General features: G+C 66.5%; 20 protein-coding genes. 13 read left to right on the forward strand and 7 right to left on the reverse strand.

The genetic code is table 11. From position 1 onward, the window contains the following. Nucleotides 1-33: 33 nt before the first annotated feature. Nucleotides 34-951, reverse strand: coding sequence for an NAD(P)-dependent oxidoreductase (locus IB258_RS19590; protein ID WP_054457662.1), 918 nt, complete (start codon nt 949-951; stop codon nt 34-36). Beyond that, complete coding sequence (locus IB258_RS19595; protein WP_054457663.1) at nt 948-1,361, reverse strand: carboxymuconolactone decarboxylase family protein; 414 nt, start codon at nt 1,359-1,361, stop codon at nt 948-950. The genes IB258_RS19590 and IB258_RS19595 overlap by 4 nt, the downstream gene beginning before the upstream one ends. A gap of 204 nt (nt 1,362-1,565) precedes the next feature. Between IB258_RS19595 and IB258_RS19600 the strand changes: the two genes are divergently transcribed. The 8 genes from IB258_RS19600 (at nt 1,566) to IB258_RS19635 (ending at nt 8,918) form a co-directional block, all read left to right on the forward strand. Beyond that, the gene (locus tag IB258_RS19600; protein WP_119450242.1) at nt 1,566-2,783 is read left to right on the forward strand and encodes an ABC transporter substrate-binding protein; all 1,218 of its coding nucleotides are present in this window, start codon (nt 1,566-1,568) and stop codon (nt 2,781-2,783) included. A 19-nt stretch (nt 2,784-2,802) separates the two neighbouring features. Next, entirely contained in the window at nt 2,803-3,663 is an 861-nt protein-coding gene (locus tag IB258_RS19605) for a branched-chain amino acid ABC transporter permease (RefSeq protein WP_119450241.1), read from the forward strand. Continuing rightward, nucleotides 3,663-4,637 carry a branched-chain amino acid ABC transporter permease gene (locus IB258_RS19610; RefSeq protein WP_119450240.1) on the forward strand — a complete coding sequence of 325 codons (975 nt, stop codon included), beginning with the start codon at nt 3,663-3,665 and terminating at the stop codon, nt 4,635-4,637. Before IB258_RS19605 ends, IB258_RS19610 begins: the two co-directional genes overlap by 1 nt. Next, complete coding sequence (locus IB258_RS19615) at nt 4,630-5,370, forward strand: ABC transporter ATP-binding protein (RefSeq protein ID WP_119450239.1); 741 nt, start codon at nt 4,630-4,632, stop codon at nt 5,368-5,370. Before IB258_RS19610 ends, IB258_RS19615 begins: the two co-directional genes overlap by 8 nt. After that, on the forward strand, nt 5,367-6,080 hold the full coding sequence (locus IB258_RS19620; protein WP_119450238.1) for an ABC transporter ATP-binding protein: 714 nt from the start codon (nt 5,367-5,369) through the stop codon (nt 6,078-6,080). The genes IB258_RS19615 and IB258_RS19620 overlap by 4 nt, the downstream gene beginning before the upstream one ends. A gap of 117 nt (nt 6,081-6,197) precedes the next feature. Next, complete coding sequence (locus IB258_RS19625) at nt 6,198-6,941, forward strand: GntR family transcriptional regulator (protein WP_119450237.1); 744 nt, start codon at nt 6,198-6,200, stop codon at nt 6,939-6,941. Next, nucleotides 6,886-8,118 carry an alpha/beta fold hydrolase gene (locus tag IB258_RS19630; protein ID WP_192353078.1) on the forward strand — a complete coding sequence of 411 codons (1,233 nt, stop codon included), beginning with the start codon at nt 6,886-6,888 and terminating at the stop codon, nt 8,116-8,118. Before IB258_RS19625 ends, IB258_RS19630 begins: the two co-directional genes overlap by 56 nt. Continuing rightward, the gene (locus tag IB258_RS19635; RefSeq protein WP_192353079.1) at nt 8,115-8,918 is read left to right on the forward strand and encodes an N-acyl homoserine lactonase family protein; all 804 of its coding nucleotides are present in this window, start codon (nt 8,115-8,117) and stop codon (nt 8,916-8,918) included. Before IB258_RS19630 ends, IB258_RS19635 begins: the two co-directional genes overlap by 4 nt. Before the next feature lie 25 nt (nt 8,919-8,943). On the opposite strand, the gene IB258_RS19640 is transcribed toward IB258_RS19635, so the two are convergent. The 4 genes from IB258_RS19640 to acnA are packed head-to-tail and all read right to left on the reverse strand — an operon-like array spanning nt 8,944 to nt 14,799. After that, nucleotides 8,944-9,939, reverse strand: coding sequence for a GTP-binding protein (locus IB258_RS19640; protein WP_175182029.1), 996 nt, complete (start codon nt 9,937-9,939; stop codon nt 8,944-8,946). Nucleotides 9,940-9,946: 7 nt separating this feature from the next. Further along, entirely contained in the window at nt 9,947-10,675 is a 729-nt protein-coding gene (locus IB258_RS19645) for an isochorismatase family protein (protein ID WP_054457667.1), read from the reverse strand. 33 nt (nt 10,676-10,708) lie between these two features. Beyond that, nucleotides 10,709-12,070 carry a dihydroorotase family protein gene (locus IB258_RS19650; RefSeq protein ID WP_125470497.1) on the reverse strand — a complete coding sequence of 454 codons (1,362 nt, stop codon included), beginning with the start codon at nt 12,068-12,070 and terminating at the stop codon, nt 10,709-10,711. Between the two features lie 29 nt (nt 12,071-12,099). Then, the gene (gene acnA / locus IB258_RS19655; RefSeq protein WP_225590461.1) at nt 12,100-14,799 is read right to left on the reverse strand and encodes an aconitate hydratase AcnA; all 2,700 of its coding nucleotides are present in this window, start codon (nt 14,797-14,799) and stop codon (nt 12,100-12,102) included. 298 nt (nt 14,800-15,097) lie between these two features. Between acnA and IB258_RS19660 the strand changes: the two genes are divergently transcribed. From IB258_RS19660 to IB258_RS19680, 5 genes are read left to right on the forward strand one after another with little or no spacing between them, the layout of a single operon-like run. Next, the gene (locus IB258_RS19660) at nt 15,098-15,820 is read left to right on the forward strand and encodes a GntR family transcriptional regulator (RefSeq protein ID WP_054457670.1); all 723 of its coding nucleotides are present in this window, start codon (nt 15,098-15,100) and stop codon (nt 15,818-15,820) included. A gap of 21 nt (nt 15,821-15,841) precedes the next feature. Beyond that, on the forward strand, nt 15,842-16,738 hold the full coding sequence (locus IB258_RS19665; protein ID WP_054457671.1) for an oxaloacetate decarboxylase: 897 nt from the start codon (nt 15,842-15,844) through the stop codon (nt 16,736-16,738). Nucleotides 16,739-16,748: 10 nt separating this feature from the next. Beyond that, nucleotides 16,749-17,468 carry an SDR family NAD(P)-dependent oxidoreductase gene (locus tag IB258_RS19670; protein WP_054457672.1) on the forward strand — a complete coding sequence of 240 codons (720 nt, stop codon included), beginning with the start codon at nt 16,749-16,751 and terminating at the stop codon, nt 17,466-17,468. Next, on the forward strand, nt 17,465-18,238 hold the full coding sequence (locus tag IB258_RS19675; protein WP_192353081.1) for an SDR family NAD(P)-dependent oxidoreductase: 774 nt from the start codon (nt 17,465-17,467) through the stop codon (nt 18,236-18,238). The genes IB258_RS19670 and IB258_RS19675 overlap by 4 nt, the downstream gene beginning before the upstream one ends. Nucleotides 18,239-18,298: 60 nt before the next feature. Next, nucleotides 18,299-19,327 (forward strand): tripartite tricarboxylate transporter substrate binding protein, encoded by a 1,029-nt coding sequence (locus IB258_RS19680; RefSeq protein ID WP_192353082.1) that lies wholly within the window; start codon nt 18,299-18,301, stop codon nt 19,325-19,327. 51 nt (nt 19,328-19,378) lie between these two features. Here IB258_RS19680 and IB258_RS19685 read toward each other — a convergent pair whose 3' ends face one another. Beyond that, on the reverse strand, nt 19,379-21,634 hold the full coding sequence (locus IB258_RS19685) for a TonB-dependent siderophore receptor (protein WP_119450227.1): 2,256 nt from the start codon (nt 21,632-21,634) through the stop codon (nt 19,379-19,381). Nucleotides 21,635-21,656 lie beyond the last annotated feature (22 nt).

The following is a 21,656-nucleotide window of genomic DNA, read 5'->3' on the forward strand; positions in this document are numbered from 1 at the left end:
ACGCGGCCGGACGCCAACCCGGCCGCAACGGTTTCAGTCTTGCTGCCTGGCGCCCAGCTCCACGCCGGCCAGTTGCTCGGACAGGCGGGCGACGGCAGTGTGGTCCTGACCCTTGCCCAGCGTCTTGCCGGCCGAGGCCCAAAGTTCGCGGCACAGCGAGGCAAACGGCGTGGGCGTGCCGGTGTCGGTCGCGATGCCTAGCGCAATGCCCAGGTCCTTGACCATCAGGTCCAGGCCGAAGCCCGAATTGAACTGGCGCGACAGCACGAACTGCTTGAACTTCTTCTGGGTGGAATTGTTCATGCCGGTCGACGCGTTGAGTACGTCGACGATAACGTTCGGATCGAGGCCGAATTGCTGGCCGATCAGCATGGCCTCGACGCCGATCAGGAAGCCGCCTGCCGACACCAGGTTGTTCAGCGCCTTCATGGCATGGGCGCTGCCCACCTCACCCACGGGCGTGATCGTCGTGCCCATGCTGGACAGGGCCGGACGCACCCGCTCCAGCGTCGCCGCGGGTCCGCCGTACATGATGGCCAGTTCGCCCGTGCGGGCGCGCGGCACGCCGCCGGAAACCGGCGCGTCGACCATGACGCCGCCAGCGGCAGCCACGGCCTGCGCCAGGCGCTGGGTATGCGCCGGCACGCCGGAACTCATGTCCACGACCACGCTACCCTGGTGTAAGCCCGCCAGCACGCCCTGTTCGCCGTTCAGCACCTGCTCGACGATCGCGCTGGTGGGCAGCATGGTGAAGATGATGTCGGACTGCGCGGCCAATTCGGCGCAGGTGGCTGCGGCCTGGCCGCCTACTTCCTGGGCGAACTTGGCGGCCTGGCCGGGCACGGCGTCGAACACCGTGACCGCAAAGCCGGCCTGCACCAGGCGGGCCGCCATGGGCCAACCCATGCTGCCGATGCCGATCAGGCCCACCCGCTCTTGCGGGGCGTTCATGCCTTGGACTCCTTGAAAGCGCCCTCTTCTTCCAGCACCTGGTTGGCGACCTTGAACGCGTCCAGCCCCGCCGGGATTCCGCAGTAGACCGTGGCCTGCAGCAGGATTTCCTTGATCTCCTCGACCGTCACGCCGTTGTTCAGCGCGCCCTTGACGTGCAGCTTGATCTCGGCCGGGCGGTTCAGCGCGGTCAGCATGGCCAGGTTGAGCATGCTGCGGGTCTTCTTTTCCAGACCGGGACGGCCCCAGGTATAGCCCCAGCACCATTCGGTGGTGATGTGCTGGAAGGCCATCATGAATTCGTTGGCGCGGGCGATGGAGCCGTCCACGTATTCCGTGCCCAGCACTTCGCGGCGCAGGTTCAGGCCTTGGTCGAACAGGGCCTGGGTTTCGGATTTGATGTCTGCCATGAGTTCCTCTTGTGATGGGGTGACGGGCTTTGCAGGGGATTTACGCCCACTGTTTTGTCTGATTGTCCGGCAATTTTCCCGCGATCGTCAATAGTCTGATTGTCTGACAATCTTCTTGACTGCTTAAAATTTGAGCACAATAATGTGCCGCAGAGCGCCGGGCCGGCAGCCTTGCGCCACACCCAAAAAAGCCAGGAGACAGACATGACAAGACCCCAACAGGCCATGCGCCGCGGGCGCAGGGAATTCGTCGCTGGACTGGGCGCCGCCGCACTGGCCGCCAGCCTGCCCGGCCGTGCGCTGGCAGCGCCGTCGGAAGTCAACGTAGGCGTGATCCTGCCGCTGTCAGGCGCCAACGCGCAGTTCGGCATCAACTCGCGGCAAGGGCTGGAACTGGCCGCCGATGAAATCAACGCGGCCGGCGGCATCAAGGCCATGGGCGGCGCCAAGCTCAAACTCATCGTCGCCGACGCCACTTCCCAGCCCACCACCGCAGCCACCGTGGCGCAGCGCCTGATCACGCAGAACCGCTGCGTGGCCATCATCGGCGCCTACGCCTCGTCGCTGACGCTGGCCGTGTCGGAAGTGACCGAGCGCCGCGGCATCCCCCTGCTCACGATGTCGTTCTCCGATGTGCTCACGGAGCGCGGCTTCAAGCACATCTTCCAGGTGGTCTCCAAGGGCTCGGTGCTGGGCCGCGCGCAATACGACTACGCGGCATCGGTCGTGGCGGGCGCCTCGGACATCAAAAAGATCGCGTTGCTCTACGAAGATACGGCCTATGGCACCTCGCAGGCGGTCGGCGTGCGCAATGCAGCCAAGGCCGCCGGCACTCAGATCGTGCTGGACGAAGCCTATCCGCTGGGCATCACCGACGTCACGCCCCTAATCAGCAAGTTGCGCGGGTCCGATGCCCAGATCGTTTTCCCGATCTCCTACCTGAACGACAGCCTCCTGATCATCCGCGTCATGCGGCAGCAACGCCTGACCGTGCCCATCGTGGGAGGCGCAGCAGGCTACGTGATCCCCGACTTCGCCAAGGCATTGGGCCAGTATTCCGAAGCGGTGCTCTCGATCGCTCCGGCCAACTACGACCAGGCGCCCGAATACACCGAACGCTACCGCAAGCGCTTCGGCACCTTCATGCCGCACGAGGCGCTGGAGCATGCCGTCTGCGCGGGCGTGCTGGCGCAAGCGCTGGAAGTCGCCGCGTCCGACAAGCCGGAAGCCGTAAGCCAGGCCCTGCGCGCGAAAAAGTACGACCAGGGTTGGGCAGGCGTGATGTCCGGCGGCGGCGTGCATTTCGACGCCAATGGCCTGAACACCATGGCGCAGCCCATCATGGTCCAGTGGCAAAAGGGCGAACTGGTCTCGGTCTGGCCGCAGGCATTGGCCAAGGGCCGCGTCATCGCGGCTGCCTGAGTCCGCGCGGAGAACAGTCATGCAATTCCTCCAGGCGCTGGTGGACGGCATTCTGCTGGGCGGGGTCTACGCGGTGATCTCCATCGGGCTCACGCTCGTCTTCGGAGTCGTCTCCATCGTCAACTTCGCCCAGGCCGAATTCCTGATGGTGGGCATGTTCGTGGCGTACTTCGCCTGGAAGCTACTCGGACTGGATCCGTTGCTGGGGTCGCTGCTGTCGTTCGCGGTGGCATTCGTGCTCGGCGTGCTGACGCAGAAATACCTGATCGACCGGGTGCTGAAGGCGCCAGCCGTGGCGCAGATCTTCCTGACGGTGGGCCTGCTCATCGTCATGGAGAACCTGGCGCTGATCCTGTTCGGCTCCGAGTTCCGCTCGGTGCAGACGCCCTACCAGATGACTGCGCTGGCCGTGGGGCCCATCCTCCTCAGCGCGCCCTACCTGCTGGCATTCGTGGTGGCCTCGGTGGCCGGCCTGGCGCTGTGGTGGGTGCTCAAGAAAACCTGGTGGGGCATGGCGGTGCGCGCTACCGCTCAGGACCCCATGGCCGCCAGGCTGTCCGGCATTTCGACCCACCGGGTGCACCAGCTGGCGTTCGGCCTGGGCGTGGGCATGACGGCGCTGGGCGGCGGCATCATCCTGCCCTACCTCACGGCCTCGACCACGGTCGGCGCGCAGTTCAGCGTGCTGATGTTTACCGCGGTGGTACTGGGCGGACTGGGCAGCGTGATAGGCGCGGTGGTGGGCGGCGTGGCGGTCGGGGTGATCCAGTCGCTGTCTTCGCTCGTGCTGCCCATGCAGTTGCAGAACCTGGCGCTGTTCGCCATCTTCATCCTGGTGCTGGCCGTGCGCCCGGAAGGTCTTTTGAAAAGGGCGGGCTGATGACTAGCAACCGACAACTCCTGCTGTGGGCGCTGCCGCTGGCGGCGGCCCTGATCGCGCCATGGCTGATGCAGGATCAGGGCTACGGCATCCGCGTCATGACGCTGGTGCTGCTGTTTGCCGCCATGGGCCAGTCCTGGAACATCGTGGGAGGGCTGGCGAACCAGATCTCCCTCGGACACGCGGCGTTCTTCGGGCTGGGTGCCTACACCTCGACCCTGCTGCTCATGCGCTACGGCATTTCGCCCTGGCTGGGCATTGTCGCAGCCATGGCGGTGGCCGCGGCTGCGGGCGCCCTGCTCAGTCTGCCTACCATGCGCCTGCGCGGACACTACTTCGCACTGGCCACGCTGGCCTTTGGCGAAGTGCTGCGCGCCATCGCCAACACCTGGGCCTCTGTGACCGGCGGACCGGTGGGCGTGTCGATCCCGTTCTCGGAAGGCTTGGCGCAGATGCAGTTCAAGTCCAGCATCCCCTACTACTACCTGATGCTGGGGGCCGCGGTGATCACCTCGGCGGTGTTCGCGCTGATCAGCCGTTCGCGCCTGGGCTACCGGCTGCGCGCGGTCAAGGCCAATCCCCAGGCCGCCGAGGTGATCGGCGTGAACACCGCCCGCACCCGCATTCTCGCCGCCGTCATCTCGGCCGCATTGATGGGCGCCTGCGGCACGCTGTACGCGCAGTTCATCTACTTCTTCGACCCGGACACCGTCTTCTCGCTGGTCGGCGTTTCGGTGCGCGTGGCGCTGATCTGCATCATCGGCGGCGTGGGCACCGTGGCCGGGCCGCTGATCGGCGCGCTAGTCATCATCCCGCTGGAGGAACTGTTCAACGACTGGCTGTCCGGCCATACGGCGGGCGCGTCGCAGCTGGCTTTCGGGCTGATCCTCATCGCCATCATCCTGATCGAGCCGCGTGGCCTGTCGGCGTTGTGGACCCGGCTGCGCAACCTGACACGAGGCCAGCATGCCTGACATCCTGAACGTTTCCCGCATCCAGCGCCGCTTTGGCGGCCTGAAAGCCGTGGACGACGTGTCGTTCAACGTGGCGCGCGGCGATATCCTGGGCCTCATCGGCCCCAATGGCGCGGGCAAGACCACTCTATTCAACCTGCTGGTCGGGTTGTACCGCGGCAACGGCGGACGCATCGAACTGGAGGGCCGCGACATCAGCGGCCTGCGGCCCCACCAGATCGCCGCGCTCGGCATGACCAAGACCTTCCAGAACGTGGCGCTGTTTCCTGAAATGACGGTGCTGGACAATGTGCTGGTCGGCGGACTGCTGCGCCATGACGTAAGCCGCGCGCGCCAGCTGGCGCTGGGCAACCTCGAGCGCGTCGGCCTGGCCGGCATCGCGCGCAAGCCGGCCGGCGAGCTCTCGTTTCCCGAACAGGCGCGGGTGGAGCTGGCCCGCGCGCTGTGCACCGATCCCAAGGTCTTGCTGCTGGATGAGGTGATGGCGGCGCTGAACGAATCCGAAATGGACGCGCTGCTGGATCTGATCCGTGCCCTGCGCGACGACTCGGGCATCACCTTCATCGTGGTGGAACACCACATGCGCGCCATCATGCGCCTGTGCAATCGCATCCTGGTGCTGTCGTTCGGCCAGAAGATCGCAGAAGGCAGCCCGGCGGAGATCGCGGCCGATCCCACGGTAATCGAGGTCTATCTCGGCAAGTCGCTGGAACAGGTGGAGGAACTGGCATGAGCCTCCTGCATATCGAGGGACTGACCGCCGCATACAACCGCAGCCCGGTGCTGCACGACGTGTCGCTGGATGTGCCCGAAGGCGGTTTCATTGCCGTGGTCGGCGCCAATACAGCGGGCAAGAGCACGCTGCTGCGCTGCATATCCGGCCTTCTGGACAAGGTTGGGGGCAGCATCCGGTTCGACGGGGAAGAGATCCTGCGCCTGCCCCCGCACCGCATCCCTGAACTGGGCATCGCCCACGTTCCGGAAGGCCGCCATGTCTTTCCGGAAATGACGGTCGAGGAAAACCTCTACCTGGGCGCGTACACCCGACGCGGGGACATGGCCGCGGTCAAGCGCGGCTGCGACCGCATCTACGCGCTGTTTCCCCGCTTGCTGGAACGGCGCCGCCAGCAGGCCGGTACGCTTTCCGGCGGCGAACAACAGATGGTGGCATTCGGCCGCGCGCTGATGCTGGAACCGCGACTGCTGTTGCTGGACGAACCCAGCCACGGCCTGGCGCCCAAGATCGTCGAGGAGATGCACCAGGCCATGATCGACATCCACCGCAGCGGCCTGACCATCCTGCTGGTGGAGCAGAACACACGTCTGGCGCTGTCGGTGGCGGAATACGCCTACGTGCTGCAATCCGGCTCCCTGGTGCTGTCGGGCCCCAGTGGCACGCTGCTGCAGGACAGCCGCGTGCGGGCGGCCTACCTCGGACTGTAGCCATGGCGCGCCGACGGGATATATTGCGTCTTTACGTAGACACGGCGGTTCGCCGCGGCGCGGCCATGAGCCTGCGCCAACGGACGGATTCGCCGCCAGCATAAGCGAGAGACAGCCATGGCCAGCCCGACCGGCGCGGTATTCGAAAAACCCGGCACCCTGCGCACCCGCGTGGAGGAATTCCTGCGCGCGTCCATCACGGACGGACGGATCAAGGGCGGGGAACGCCTGCGCGAGCAGGAACTGTGCGAGCAACTCGGGATCAGCCGCAGCACCCTGCGCGAAGCGCTGCGCACGCTGGAAGCCGAACGCCTGATCACGATCGAGCCGCACCGCGGTCCTACCGTGATGCGCATCACCGAAAAGGCCGCCCGCGATCTCTACGCCCTGCGCGCCCTGCTGGAAGGCTATGCCGCGCATGAATTCGCGCGCCTGGCGAGCGACGCCGATGTCGAGCGCCTGCGCAAGGCCGTGGATGCCCTGCACCGCCAGGCCAAGGGCAGCAACAAGTCGGCGCTGCTGGCGGCAAAGCGCGATTTCTACGACGTGCTGCTGGGCGGCTGCGACAACGATCTGGTCAAGGACATGCTGCCCGGCCTGCTATCCCGCATCAATCTGCTGCGCGCCACCTCGTTCGCGCGCCCCGAACGCCTGCCGGAAAGCATGGCCGAAATCGACCTGATCTACGAGCGCATCCACGCCCGCGATCCGCAAGGCGCGCAAGACGCCGCACAAAGCCATATCGTCAACGCCGAACGCACCGCGCTCGACGTGCTCAGGCGCCAGCAACAGGAGACATCCGACAGTGAACGCGATCGTTCAGAAGCTAAGAGCCGCGGCGGCCCTGGCGCAGCAGGATAGCGAGTTCATCCTGGCCGCGCGCGGCCTGCCCTGCGCCCTCTGGCTGCAGGCCGGCGCCGCGGCGCAAGAGCGTGTAACCGCCTGGGCCGGCCAGCCCACCGCACCGTCGCAATGCATCACCATCAGCGCGCCGCCGGAAACCTGGCGCAAGCTGCTCAGCGACACCCCGCCTCCGGGCTACCACTCTTTCACCGCTGCCCGCCGCCAGGCCCAAGGCCTGCGAGTCACGGGCGATGCGCTGGCCATCGCCCAGGCCCTGCACCCGCTGGAGCGGCTTTTCGAAATCCTCCGGGGCCAGCTTGACGCCACGCCGGACCTGCTCGACCGCAGCGCGATTGCCGGCTCCTATGCGACCATTGATATCGGCGCGGCGCAGACTTCCATCTACTATGAAACCAGCGGACTGGCGGTCGGGCCGGCGCTGCTGATGCTGCACACGGCGGGCGCGGACTCCCGGCAGTACCACGCGCTGATGGCGGACCCCGGCCTGCGCCGGCAATGGCGCATGATCGCCTTCGACATGCCCGGACACGGGCGCAGCATGCCGCTGCCCGGCCAGGCATGGATCGACGCGGGCCTCTCGCGCGATGCCTATCTGCAGACCTGCCTGGCGGTGATTCGCCAGGTCGCGGGTGGACCGGCGGCCCTGCTGGGTTGCTCGATGGGCGCGGCAATGGCGCTGGTGGTGGCGGCGCACAGCCCAGCCGACGTGGCAGGCGTCGTCGCGCTGGAGGCGCCGTACCAAGCGGCCGGACGCCGCACCCCGATGCTGTGCCATCCTCAGGTCAACCAGGCCGCGCACAACCCCGCCTACGTGCGCGGATTGATGGGCCCCGCCGCCACGCTGCAAGCCCGGCGCGACGCAGCCTGGATCTATTCGCAAGGCGGTTTCAATGTCTACGCCAATGACCTCTGGTTCTACAGCGAGGACTTCGACGCGGCCCGCCATCTGACGGGCCTGAACGCCGACGCCTTCGGCATATCGTTGCTGACCGGTGCCTACGACTACTCGGCCAGCCCGGAGGATTCCAGGCGGGTGGCGGCCCTGATTCCCGGCGCACGGTTTCAGGCCATGCCCGAACTGGGCCACTTCCCCATGGTGGAGAACCCGCAACGCCTGCTGGAATATCTGCGCCCCGAACTGGACCGCCTGCGCGCAACCGGAGCCATCGCATGACACTGCCCCACTACGAGGTCTACGCCTTGCGCTACGCCACGGTAGCGCGGCAGCGTAGCCAGAACTTCATCACGCCCCCGGATCCGCACGACGGCCCGATGCCGATGGATTACTTCGTCTGGGTCATCCGCGACGGCCAGCGCGTCTGCCTGGTGGATACGGGCTTCAACGAGGCCGCAGCCCGGGCCCGCGGCCGCGAGTTCTTGCGCTGCCCGATTGAAGCATTGGAAAAGCTGGGTATCGCGCCCGCGGACATCCGCGATGTCATCGTCACACATCTGCATTACGACCACGCAGGCAACATCCGCAAGCTGCCGCAGGCCCGCCTGCATCTGCAGGAAAGCGAGCTGCACTATGCCTGCGGCTGCAACATGCGCTTCGACATGCTGCGCCACGCCTATGCAGTGGAAGACGTGGTCGACGTGGTACGGGGCGTGTACGACAAACGCGTGGCGTTCTACCATGGCCACGACGAAATCGCACCGGGCCTGCAACTGCTGCACATCGGCGGCCATACCCGCGGACTGCAGGCGGTGCGCGTGCACACCGCGCGCGGCTGGATGGTGTTGGCGTCGGACGCCAGCCACTACTACGACAACATGGGCCTGGACGCACCGTTTCCCATCGTCGACAACGTCGCTGACATGCTGGCGGGCTACGAGATCCTGCTGAAGTTCGCGGAATCGCCCGACCACATCGTGCCGGGGCACGATCCTTTGGTCAGGACACGGTACCCGGGACTGGCCGGCGCGGATACGGAAGTGGTGGCGTTGCACCTGGGCAACGGCGCGCGCCCCTGAACGCCAGCGCGCCAGCGGCGCGGCATCACAATCCCAGCGGCCGAATCGCCTCGTCCACTTCTTCCGCCGACATGTCCTGCACGATGAGGACCATGGCGCCCGCCCGCTGCGAGCCTTCCACTCCCTCGACAGGCTCGGGCACAGAAAAGACATGCCGCACGCCATGGACGGCGCGCAGCGTCCCGTCCGTCCAGCGCAAGAGCCCTTTCGCGCGCAACAGCCGGTCTCCGACCTGGCGCTGCATGTGCCGGGTCCAGCGCGCATAGTCCTCCCAGCCCACCGGCTGGCTCTGCGTAAAGGCGTAGGACACGATTCCGTAGCGCAACACGTGCGCCAGCGGCCCTGCGGCTGGCGCGGCGTTCAGCGCCGCAGCATCCAGATGCTCGGCGCGCAGGTCGTCGAACAGCGCGGGCGCTTCCTCATCCACGGTGTCCGGCGACACCGCGCGGATGGGCGCGCTGGCGTTGTAGCCGCGCAGCGCAGCGCGCATCGTGTCTATCGCAGCCTCATCGGCCAGATCGGCCTTGGTCAGCGCGATGCGGTCGGCGATGGCGATCTGGGTACTGGCTTCGCGGTAGGCGTCCAGCGTCGACAGGCCATGCAGCGCGTCCGCCGTCGCCACCACGCCGCCGAAGCGGTAGTGGCGGGCGATGAGCGGATCCGCCGCCAGCGTATTGATGACCGGACAAGGATCCGCCAGCCCCGAAGTCTCCACCACCACGCGCGTGAACGCGGGAATCTCGCCGCGCTGGCGCCGGTAATAGAGCGACTCCAGCGTGTCCTGCAGCGAACTGGTGGCTGCGCAGCACAGGCAGCCGGAATCCAGCAGCACCACGTCGGTGTCATCGGCCTTGCCCACCAGCATGTGGTCCAGGCCGATCTCGCCGAACTCGTTGATCACCACCGCCGTATCGGCAAAGCGCGGGCTGCGCACCAGCCGCGACAGCAGCGTGGTCTTGCCGCTGCCCAGGAAACCCGTCAGCAGGTAGACCGGCAACGGTCCGGCGGCGGTCGCGGACATGGGCGGCTCAGGCCTGTTCCGCCGCGGCCGGCGCGGGCAGGTTGCGCAGGTAATCCTGCACTTCGCGCGACGGGATCACATCGGCGTACTTGCAGTTCAGGTCGAACAGGCTCATCGCATGGCTGGCCTGGAAGCGGTCGAACGCAGCCTCTTCGGGAATGATGACCTTGAAGTTGTACGAATAGGCGTCCACCGTGGTGGCGCGCAGGCATCCCGAAGACGTGCAGCCCACCAGGATCAGCGTGTCCACGTCCAGGAAGTTCAGGTGGCTCATGAAGATGGTGCCGAAGAAGCAGGACGGCTTCTGCTTGGTGATGCGGATGTCCTGCGGCCGCGGGGCCAACGGCTCCACGGTCTGCGTGGCATGGGTGTTGGCCAGCACGGTCTTCTCGCCGCCGCGATGGTTCTTGCCCACTTGCACGCCGCTGTCCAGAAGGTCGGCGCGGCGGCCGCTTTCGGTATAGAAGACCGGTATGTTCTTGTCGCGCGCCAGCTCCAGCAGCGGCACGATATGCGCCACCGCGTCCCAGGCCTCCCGGCCGCAATGGGTGCGGTACTGCTTCAGGCCTTCCAGGATGTCCTGGGGCGTATCGCCGCAGAAGTTGTACTGCACGTCGATGATGAACAGGGCCGGACGCTTGCCGAAGCCGCCACGCTTGCCGTAGCCGGCCTGCGCCAGCACCTGCTTGTCGCGTTCAGTCAGAAAGTCGTCCCAGATTCGCTTGGTTTCGCTCATGGTAGTGCCTGCCAGAAGAGGAGTAGGTTCAGTTCAAAGACGCTTGAGATAGCGGCCGCCGGGATTGCTGCGCGCAGCATCGGTAATGCGGCCGTCCAGCGCCACAGTGCGCCCGCGCACCAGGGTGCGCACGGGCCAACCCTTCAGGGTCATGCCCTCGTAAGGGGAGTAGTCGGAATTGGATTCGAGCGTGGAGGGATCGACGGTGCGCTCCAGATCCGGATCCACCAGCACCAGATCGGCATCCTTGCCGATCTCGATGCTGCCCTTGGCAGGCATGCGGTAGATGCGGGCAGAGTTCTCCGCGCTGACTTTCATCAACGTTTCCAGCGGCACGCCGCGGCGGTGATAGCCTTCGTGCAGCAGGATCGGCAACATCAAGCCGGTGCCGGGAAAGCCGTTGCTGGCTGCCCAGATGTCGGTGTCCTTGGTGGCACGCTTGCGCGGCACGTGGTCGGTGCCGATGGTGGTAATGGAACCATCCAGCACGCCCTCCCACATGGCGTCCACGTCGGCCTGGCCGCGCACCGGCGGATTGACCTTGGCATAAGTCCCGGCGGGCGATTCGTCGTTCAGGAACAGGTAGTGCGGGCAGGTCTCGACATAGATCGGCGGCGCGTCCGGCGTGCGCCGGTGGCGCCGCGCCTCGTCCAGCGCCTCGCGGCTGCTAAGGTGCACGATGTTGACCGCGGCGCCGGTCTTGGATGCGAAGTAGCAGACGCGGTGCACGTTCTCCGCTTCCAGGAAGTCCGGGCTTTGTTCATTCCAGGCCTTCAGGTCGTCGCGGCCAGCGGCGCGCAGCGGATCCCGCAGGACGGGAATCACTTCCACGTTCTCACAATGCACGCCCATGATCGCGCCCGGGATCGCGGCGGTAGCGCGCAACGCCGAATACAGCAGGCCGTCGTCGATATCGGTAAAGCCCTTGGACAGCCCTGCTGCGCCCTTGTACATCATGTAGAGCTTGTAGGAATTCACGTTGAAGCGGCGCGAAATTTCCTCCAGCGTCTCCACGTGCAGATTGCTGGTGATGCCGAAATGGAAGCCGAAGTCGACGCAGCTCTGCGACAGCGCGCGGTCGCGCACCTTGTCGAAGGATTCGCGGATATCCGCCGAGCGATGAAACGACAGCACGGAGGTCGTGCCGCCGAGGGCAGCGAAGCGCGACTCGGTTTCGAAGTCGGTCTCGGGCGAGCCGAATCCGAAATGCACGTGCGGATCGATCAGACCTGGCAATACCCAAAGCCCTTGGCAATCTATGGTCTCGCGGGCCTCGAACTGCGCGCCTGGCTCGGCGATGATGGCAATGCGACCGTCGATGACGCCGAGTACGCCTTCGGTCAGCCCCTGCTGGGGCAAGTACAGTCTGGCATTGGTAAGCAGCAGATCCAGCATGATGTGGTTTTCCCGATAGATGCGTGTTTTCAGCGATGGGCCGCATCAGCGGCCTGCGTGTCGTTCAAAAAGCCGTTGAGGACGCTGGCAGGAATGCCGCCCTCTGCCATGAGTTTGCGTTCGGCGCGAGTGAGCACCTGGGCGTAGGCCTGGAAGACGATGCGGCGCTCGCCGTCTTCGGCGACGACGGTGATGGGCTCCCCCTTGCGCACACCGTCAGCCACGTTGTCGAAACGCAGGGTTTCCGCCCCGGTCAGGCCCAACTGGCGCCAGCCCTCGCCCGGGGCGAAAGCCAGCGGCAACACGCCCATGCCCACCAGATTCGCCCGGTGGATGCGTTCAAACGATTCCGCGATCACGGCGCGCACGCCCAGCAGCGCCGAACCCTTGGCGGCCCAGTCACGGCTGCTGCCCATGCCGTAGTCCTTGCCGCCCAGAACCACGCTGGCCACACCCTCGGCGCGGTAGGCTTCGGCCGCGTCGACCACCGCCATGCGCTGCCCGCTGGGAAAATGGCGGGTCACCCCGCCCTCCACATCCGGCACCAGCGCATTCTTGATGCGGATGTTGGCAAAGGTGGCGCGGGTCATCACATGGTGATTGCAGCGGCGCGCCACATAGGTATTGAAGTCGCGCGACGCCACGCCCTTGCCGATCAGGTACGCGCCAGCCGGCGTATCCGCCGGGATCTCGCCGCTGGGCGAGATGTGGTCGGTCGTCAGCGAATCGCCGAACGCCGCCAGCACGCGGCCGTGCTTCAGGCTGGCTTCCAGGTCTGCCAGGGCATCGCGGCCGGGCTCGGTCTTGAAGAATGGCGGCTCGACCAGGTATCGCGATTCCGGGTCCCAGGGAAAGCGCAGCCCCGAGGGCGCCGGCAGGTCGCGCCAGATCGCGCTGTCCAGGCTCGCCGGGTCATAGACCTCGGCGAACAAGGCAGGATCCGCGGCCAGCGGCAACAGGGCCGCTATCTCTTCCTGGCTGGGCCAGACGTCGCGCAGATAGATCGGCGCGCCATCGGAGCCCGGCCCCAGCGGTTCGCGTTCGAAGTCCAGGTCTATCCTGCCGGCCAGCGCATACAGCACCACCATGGCCGGAGAGCCGATGTAGTTGGCGCGCAGCAGCTTGTGAATGCGGCCTTCGAAATTACGGTTGCCGGACAGCACCGCCGCGGCCACCAGGCCGCCCTCGGCGATGGCGTCTGCCGCCGCGGCGTCCAGGGGGCCGGACTTGCCGCCGCAAGTCGTGCAGCCATAGCCGATCACGTGAAATCCCTGCGCCTGCAAGGCCTGCAGGAGGCCGGCGGATTCCAAATAGCGCGTGACGGCGCGCGATCCCGGCGCCAGCGAACGCTTGACCCAGGCGGGCGGCGTCAGCCCCAACGCCAGCGCCTTTTTCGCGACCAGGCCCGCGGCCAGCATCACGCCAGGATTGGACGTATTGGTGCAAGAGGTGATGGCCGCCAGCGCCACGGAGCCATGGCCCAAGGAAGCGCGGCTGGACGGATGCGCGGCCAGCGCGGCGGCGTCCACGCCGAACCCGCCTTCCGTCAGGGACTGACCCAGGCGGCGGCGGAAATCCGCCCCGACCTCGCCCACGTCCATGCGGTCTTGCGGCCGTCGCGGACCCGCCACGCTGGGACGCGCCGCCGACAGGTCGATCTCTATCACCCGGCTATATGCGGGCGCCGCGTCGCCGGCATCGCGCCACAGGCTGTTGGCGCGGGCATAGGCTTCGATCAGCGCCAGTTGCTCGTCGCTGCGCCCCGTCATGCGGGCATAGTCCAGCGTGCGGGTGTCTATCGGGAAAAAGCCGCAAGTGGCGCCGTACTCGGGCGCCATGTTGGCGATGGTGGCGCGTTCCGGCACGCCTAGCGCCTGCGCCGCAGGGCCGAAGAATTCGACCATGCAGCCCACCACGCCCGCCGCGCGCAATTGCTGCGTGATCAGCAGGGCGGCGTCGGTGGTGAGCGCGGGCGCCTCGATGGCGCCGCGCAGCCGCACCCCCACGACCTCCGGGATCGGGAACGTGTAGGCGTGGCCCAGCAGGGCCGCCTCGGCGTCGATGCCGCCCACGCCCCAGCCCAGCACGCCCAGGGCGTTGACCATCGGCGTGTGCGAGTCGCCGCCGATGACGAAATCGGGATAGGCCCAGTCGCCGTCCGGCCGTGACTGGCGTATGACCACCGGCGCCAGGTACTCCAGGTTGACCTGATGGATGATGCCGATGCCCGGCGTGATGACCCGCAGACCCTTATAAGCCTGCTGCGCCCATTTCAGGAACCGGTAGCGTTCGTCGTTGCGCTCGAACTCGCGGCGCAGGTTGCGCTGCACCGCGCCTTCGTCGCCCCAATGGTCGACCTGCAGGGAATGGTCCACGATCAGGTCCACCGGAATCCGGGTGTCCACCCGCGCCGCGTCCCCGCCCGCCTGGGCCACCGCGTCGCGCAGCGCCGCCAGGTCCTGCAATACCGGCAGGCCGCTGGAGTCCGGAAGGATCACCCGCGCGACATGCAGCGGCAAGTCGGCGCCGGCATGCGCGCGCCAATCCCAGAGCCTGCCGATCTCATCCTCGGACACGGCGGCGCCCCATGCGCGATGGCGCAGCAGGTTCTCAAGCAGCACGCGGATGACATAGGGATATGCGTGGATGTCGCGCCCCGCGGCTCGGGCGGCGGCGGACAGGTGCGCGTAGCGCAGCGTCCTGCCGCAACAGGGGAAAGACTGGATCATGGCAGCGGTAATCGGGAAAATCTCAACTGAGTCCATCTTACGGCTTACGAAATAATAGTGTCAACACTATAGGCCATCACTGAATCGACAATGGGTGCGTCAAATACAGTTTGGCATAGCCTCATCGAAAGTGTAGATACAAGAACCACCCCCATAGAGCTAGGGATAACCCCGAAAAGTCTCTGTAAAATGGGCGAAACATCAATGGCGACGCCTGTAATCCGGTATCGCCGCCACGACCCTGCCAACTCCAAAAGAGTTGACACTTTTTAAATTCCTTTGATAGGCTGTCAACACTATGAACACCGCCACGACCTCCATCGCCATCAAGGAAGACGCCTCCGGCCCGCTGGCCGACGTGGTGTTCGACCAGGTGCTGGACGCGATCTACCAAGGCCGGTTGGCCCCGGGCAGCGTCATCAATGAAGTCGCGCTGGCGCAGGAATTCGGCGTCAGCCGCGGTCCGGTGCGTGAGGCCGTGCGCCGCCTGCAAGGGATCCAGCTGATCACGCGCGAGCCCTACATCAAGGCGCGCGTGGTGACGTTGTCGGCGGAATCCGCGCTGGAACTGTTCCAGATGCGCATGGCACTGGAAGGCGTGGCCTGCAATCTGGCCACTCGCCGCATGAGCGACGAGGAAATCACGCAACTGCTGGCCGAGCTTGAACAGGACCGCCAGCGGCGCCTGGAAGCGGCCAATGGCGGCGCCCCCGCGCCGCGGGTCTTCGACTTCCATGAGCGCATCGTGCGGGCCAGCGGCAACAACCGCATCATCAACGCCCTTTGCGGCGACCTCTATCACCTGCTGCGCGTCTACCGCCGGCACTCCGGCACCGTGCTGGAGCGCAAGGACGACGCCTACGCCGAACACTGGCAGATCCTGCGCGCGATCCGCGCGCGCGACGCCGAGCTGGCGGAATCGCTCATGCGCTCGCACATCGAACGCGCGGCGCAACACCTTTTTGAACATCTGGCGGAAGGGGCGTCCGGCATCGCCGGGCACCCCGTCTCCGCTGCCTGACACTCTCTGGAGCAGTACGACATGAACAACCCGCGCCACCAGTTCCGGCAATTGCTGAAGAACGAACCTTTCATCGTCTCCCCTGGCGTGTACGATGGATACAGCATCCGCCTGGTCGAGGCCGCGGGCTTCAAGACCGCCTGCACCAGCGGTGCGGCAGTGTCGAACGCCCTGCTGGGCATCGCGGACATCGGCGTGATGGGCCTGTCGGAAAACGTCACCCACTGCCGCCATCTGGCGCGGTCCGTCTCCATTCCCCTCACGGCTGACGCCGACACCGGCTACGGCAACCCGGTGAACGTCTACCACACGGTGCAGATGTTCGAGGAAGCCGGCGTCGCCGGCATCAACCTCGAAGACCAGGTCAGCCCCAAGCGCTGCGGCCACATGCCCGGCAAGGACGTGGTGAGCGAAGCGGAAATGGTCAAGAAGATCGAAGCCGCCTGCCTGGCGCGACGCGACGATGACTTCGTCATCATCGCCCGCACCGACTCCCTCGCGATCGAAGGCATCGAAGGCGCGGTCAAGCGCGCCCGCGCCTACGCCAAGGCGGGCGCCGACATGCTGTTCCCCGACGCCGTGCGCACCGAGGACGACATCAAGCGCCTGGTGGACGCCGCCGGCATTCCGGTCAGCATCAACATGGGATTCGGCATCCGCAACCGTCCCACCACGCCGCTGATTCCGCTGCCGCGCCTGAAGGAAATCGGCGTCAAGCGCATCAGCCTGCCGCGCATGCTGCCTGCCGCTGCGATTTACGGCATGCGCCAGGCGTTGCAAGTCATGCAGGGCGTGATCGCCAGCGGCGAGCCCGCCGACCGTCCCGACCTGCTGGTGGGCATCGAAGACATCATGCAATTGATGGGCTACGAGCAGATGCGCGCCATGGAAAAGCGCCTGACGACGCTGGCCGACTGAGCGCTTCGCCATGACTGAGCGGAATGCGCAGGCGCATTGCGTCCTGACGGGCGCGTCGTCGGGCATCGGCCTGGCGCTGGCCGAGCTGCTGCTGGCGTCCGGCTGGCAGGTGACCGGCGTGGACATCGCGCCGGCGGCCATCAAAGGCCATGGACAGTATCGCCATCTGGTGTGCGACCTGACCGACGCCGCCGCCTTGCGCGGTCTATGCGCGCTGCTGGACGGCTGCGCCCCGACAGCGCTGGCGCATTGCGCGGGCGCAGTGCGCACCGGCGGCGCGCTGGACACGCGCCCGGAAGACGCGGACTGGCTTTGGCAATTGCACGGCGCCGCGCCGATGGCGCTGGTCCGTGCGCTGGCGCCGCAACTGCCTGACGGCCGCGGCCGCATCGTGCTGGTGTCCAGCCGCGCCGTGCTGGGCCGCGCGCAACGCCTGGCCTATGCGGCGACCAAATCCGCCCAGATTGGCCTGGCGCGCAGTCTGGCCGCCGAACTCATCGCGCGCGGCATCACCGTCAACGTCGTCGCGCCCGGCGCGGTCGACACGCCCATGCTGCGCGATCCCAAGCGCGGCGCTCCGCCGCAGGTTGAACTGCCGCTGGGCCGCCTGATCGACGCGGGCGAAGTCGCCGCGGCCATTGCCTTCTTCCTGGGCGCGCAGGCAGGCGCCATCACCGGACAGACGCTCTACGTCTGCGGCGGCGCCTCGCTGGGAGCGATGCCGCTATGACACAGACGAACGCACCCGCGCTGCATGGCAAGGTCGTGATCCTGACCGGCGCAGCCGGTGGATTGGGCCAGGCGATCGCGGCGCAATGCCTGCTTGCCGGCGCCCGCGTGGCCTTGCTGGACCGCGATGCGGAACTGCTCGCGCAAACCCGCCAGGCCCTCGCTGGACCTGATACCCAGATGCTGGCGATCGCCTGTGACGTGAGCGACGCGCAAAGTACGCGCGAAGCCGTGGAAAGAACGACTGCGCACTGGGGTGCGATCCACGTCCTGGTGAACAACGCGGCCACCGTCACGCCGGGCAACAAGATCGCGGACCTTACGCTGGAGCAATGGCGCCAGGCGCTGGACGTGAACCTGACGGGCGCGTGGCTGATGAGCAGATGCGCCATCCCCCACATGGCGCGGGCCGGCAGCGGCGTGGTGTTGAACATCGCCTCGCAGCTGGGCAGCGTGGCCGCGCCGGGCCGTGGTGCGTATGGCGCCAGCAAGGCCGGTCTGATCGCGCTGGCGCGCGCCATTGCCGTGGATCACGCGGCCGACGGCATCCGCGCCTTGAGCCTGTCGCCGGGCGCGGTCCTGACCAGCAGGCTGGTCGCGCGCTATGGCAGCGCGCGGGCCGCCGGCGCCGCGTTGGCGGCCAAATATCCAGCCGGACGCCTCGGCACAGCCGAGGAGATCGCACAGACAGCAGTTTTCCTGATCAGCGACGCCGCCTCATTCATCACGGGTACGGACATACGCGCGGACGGCGGCTACACCGCGCTATAGCTCCAGCCGCCACCATCGACTTCACACAAGACTTACATCACACAGCAAGGGGCTAGAACCATGAAGCACACCAACACCTCCGCAACGCACGGACGCCCGGCGCGCCCTGCCCTCCGCCGCAGCATGCTGGCGCTGCTTGCCGGCGCCATTGGCCTGGCTGCCGCCCCAGTCTTCGCGCAGGGTACGGACAACTTCCCCAACCGCGCGGTCACCATCGTCGTACCCTTCCCGGCCGGCGGCGCCACTGACATCACCGCGCGCCTGGTGGCCGAAGGCCTGTCCAAGAAGTGGGGACAACCGGTGGTCGTGGAAAACAAGCCCGGCGCAGGCGGCAACGTCGGCTCGGAATATGTAGCGCGCGCGGCGCCCGACGGCTACACCCTGGTGCTGGGCGTCACGGGTTCGCACGGCATCAATACCTCGCTCTACAAGAACATGCGCTATGACCCGATCAAGGACTTCGAGGCCATCACGCAGGCCACGCTGTATCCCAATGCCATCATCGTCAACAACGATGTGCCGGCCAACAACCTGCAGGAACTCATCGCCCTGCTGAAGAAGCCCGACGCGCACTACTCGTACGGATCGGACGGCAACGGCACGGCATCGCACCTGGGCATGGAGCTGATCAAGAACCAGGGCAAGTTCGAGATTGCCCACATTCCCTACCGCGGCAGCGCGCCGATGGTGACCGACCTGCTGGGCGGCCAGATCCAGGTGGGCGTCACCGGCCTGCCCGCCGTGCAAGCCTATGCCAAGAGCGGCAAGCTGAAGATCGTGGCGCTGACCACGGCGGGGCGCTTCGCCAGCGCGCCCGACTACCCCACGGTGGCCGAACAGGGCTTCCCCGGCTACGCCGCTCCGCCCTGGTCGGGCTTTTTCGCCCCCAAGGGCACGCCCAAGCCTCTGGTGGAGAAGATATCGGCGGACATGCGCGAAGTCATGGCCGATCCCAAGACCAAGGAAAAGCTCGCCGCCTCCGGCAGCGAATTCACGCCTTCCACGCCCGAGCAGTTCCAGGCTTTCGTGCGGCAGGAAATCGCCAAGTGGGCCGAGGCCGTCAAGATCTCCGGCGCGCGCATCGACTAAGCCGGAATACGCGACGCCAGCGCCGCGGCTGCGGCGCTGGCGTATTGCGCGTCAGTTATAGCGGAACGTGGCGGTCAGCATCGCCGAGCGGCCCGGCGCCACATAGCTGAACAGCCCCACGTGCGAAGCCTCGTAGATGGTCTCGTCGGTCAGGTTGTTCAGGTTCAGCTGCAGGCCGAAGTTCTTGTTGAACTGATAAGCCGCCATCGCGTCGTAGCGCCAGTAGGACGGCAACTGATAGACGTTGGCGTCGTCCACGTAACGCTTGCCGGTGTAGGTGGCACCCGCGCCCACCGTCAGCTCCGGCAGGAACTTGTAGGTCGTCCACAGGCTGGCGCTCTGGCGGGCGATGAATTTCATCTGATTGCCGCTGTAGTCGGTGCCGCCGCTCTGGTAGCTGGTGACCTTGGGGTCCATGTAGCTGTAGCCGCCCCAGACCTGCCACTTGGGCGTGATGGATCCCGCCACGCCCAGCTCGATGCCGCGCACGCGGTTGCTGCCGGACAGCGTCACGTCGCCGGTGATGGGATCGGAGCTGCGGGCATCGGTCTTGCGGGTTTCGAACACCGCTGCCGTCAGCGACAGGCGCTCGTCGAACACGTCCCACTTGGTGCCCAGTTCGATGCTGCGGCTCTTTTCAGGCGCCAGCGCCGCGGTGCCCGCGGTCAGGCGGCCGCCTGCCGCGCCGTCGGCGCCGCCTGACTGGCCTGCCGTTTCGCCGGACGGGTTGGACGAGGTGCCGTAGGACACGTAGATGCTGCCATTGGGCGCGGGCTTGTAGACCAGGCCCAGCTGGTAGTTCCACATATTGTCGGTACGCTCGACGTTGCCGCTGGTCACGCGGTAATTGTCGTAGCGCAGGCCGGCGTTGGCTTCCCATTGCTCGCTGAACTTGACCGTGTCGAACACGTAGGCCGCGCGCGTGATGGTCTTGGCAGCGTCGTAGCGCGGCCCCCAGCTCAGGCTGCCGGTATACGGCTGGCGGGGATTGGGGTTGTACAGGTCGTCCTGCAGGGTCTTGTCGAAGCCGCCCGAGGGCACGCCGTCGCGCTTGCTGATCGTCTCGGTGCTGAACTCCAGGCCGGCCACATAGCTGTGACGCAGGCCGCCGGCGGTGAATTCACCGAACATGTCGGTCTGGTTGATGAAGGAGCGGTTGGTCTGGTTCAGGCTGCGCAGGGCCTTGCTCATCTTCACGCCGTCCGCTTCGTTCGAGCAGGGCGCCACGCCATAGGCGGGGTTGGGCCTGCCACCCACACGCGCCGCGCAATTGTCGAAGGACGGTCGGGTCATCACGTATTCGTTGGTGGACTCGCTATAGCGCGTACCGTTGCGCAGCTTCAGCTTGTCGCTGAACTTGTGCTCGACCATCAGGGTGGTCATGTCGGCCTGGTTCTTGCGATAGTCGCGGCCGATCAGGCCGTAGTAGTTGTTGCGGTCCACCTTGGGCGGCGTGACGCGATCCGGGCGCGACTCGTTCTTGAACGGAATGCCCAGGTCGGGCGTGTCGTCGTTCTGCAGATGGTAGTAGCTGAGCGTGACCTGCGTCGGCGTGCCCAGGCCCCAGGAGAATGAGGGCGCCACGCCCCAGCGATCGGTTTCGACATGGTCGCGGCCCGGGATGTCCCCACCCTGTTTCATGAAATTCAGGCGGAATGCCGAGCTCTCGCCCAGCGCCCAGTTGCCGTCGCCGGTCAGGCGCCAGTTGTCGTCGGTGCCCACGCCGACCGTGCCTTCGGCGAAATTCTCCAGCTTGGGGCTCTTGCTGACCAGGTTGATGCTGCCGCCGGTCGAACCGCGGCCGGAATAGGCGGAGCTGGGGCCCTTCAGGATCTCGACCGACTCCAGGTTGAAGGTCTCGTGCGAGAAACGGCCCAGGTCGCGCATGCCGTCAACCATCATGTCGGTGCTGGCCTCGTAGCCGCGCACGAATGGGCGGTCGCCGGTGGGCGTGCCGCCCTCGCCCGCGCCAAAGGTGATGCCCGGGGCGGTGCGCAACACATCCATGAGCGAGGTCGCCGCGCGGTCGCGCATCAGCTGTTCAGTGATCACGGTGACCGAACGCGGCGTGTCCAGCAGAGGCGCCGTCATCTTCGGAGAGGACGCGATGTTGGCTTCGTAGCCATCGCTGACCGCCTGCCCCTGCACGTGCACCGGCGACAGTTCGTGTACGGCGCCTGGCGCCACGCTGCCCTGCGCCAGGGCCAGGCCCGGCGACATCAGCGCGCCGCACATCGCTGCATAAATGGAGGCCGAAGTATTCCCACCGGCCTTGGCATGGGCCGTCGATGTATCTGCTTTGTTCATTGGACTCTGTCAGAAGCCGCCC

The organism is Achromobacter sp. ACM02 (assembly GCF_014851605.1).
GTDB classification, from domain to species: Bacteria; Pseudomonadota; Gammaproteobacteria; order Burkholderiales; family Burkholderiaceae_B; genus Achromobacter; species Achromobacter aegrifaciens.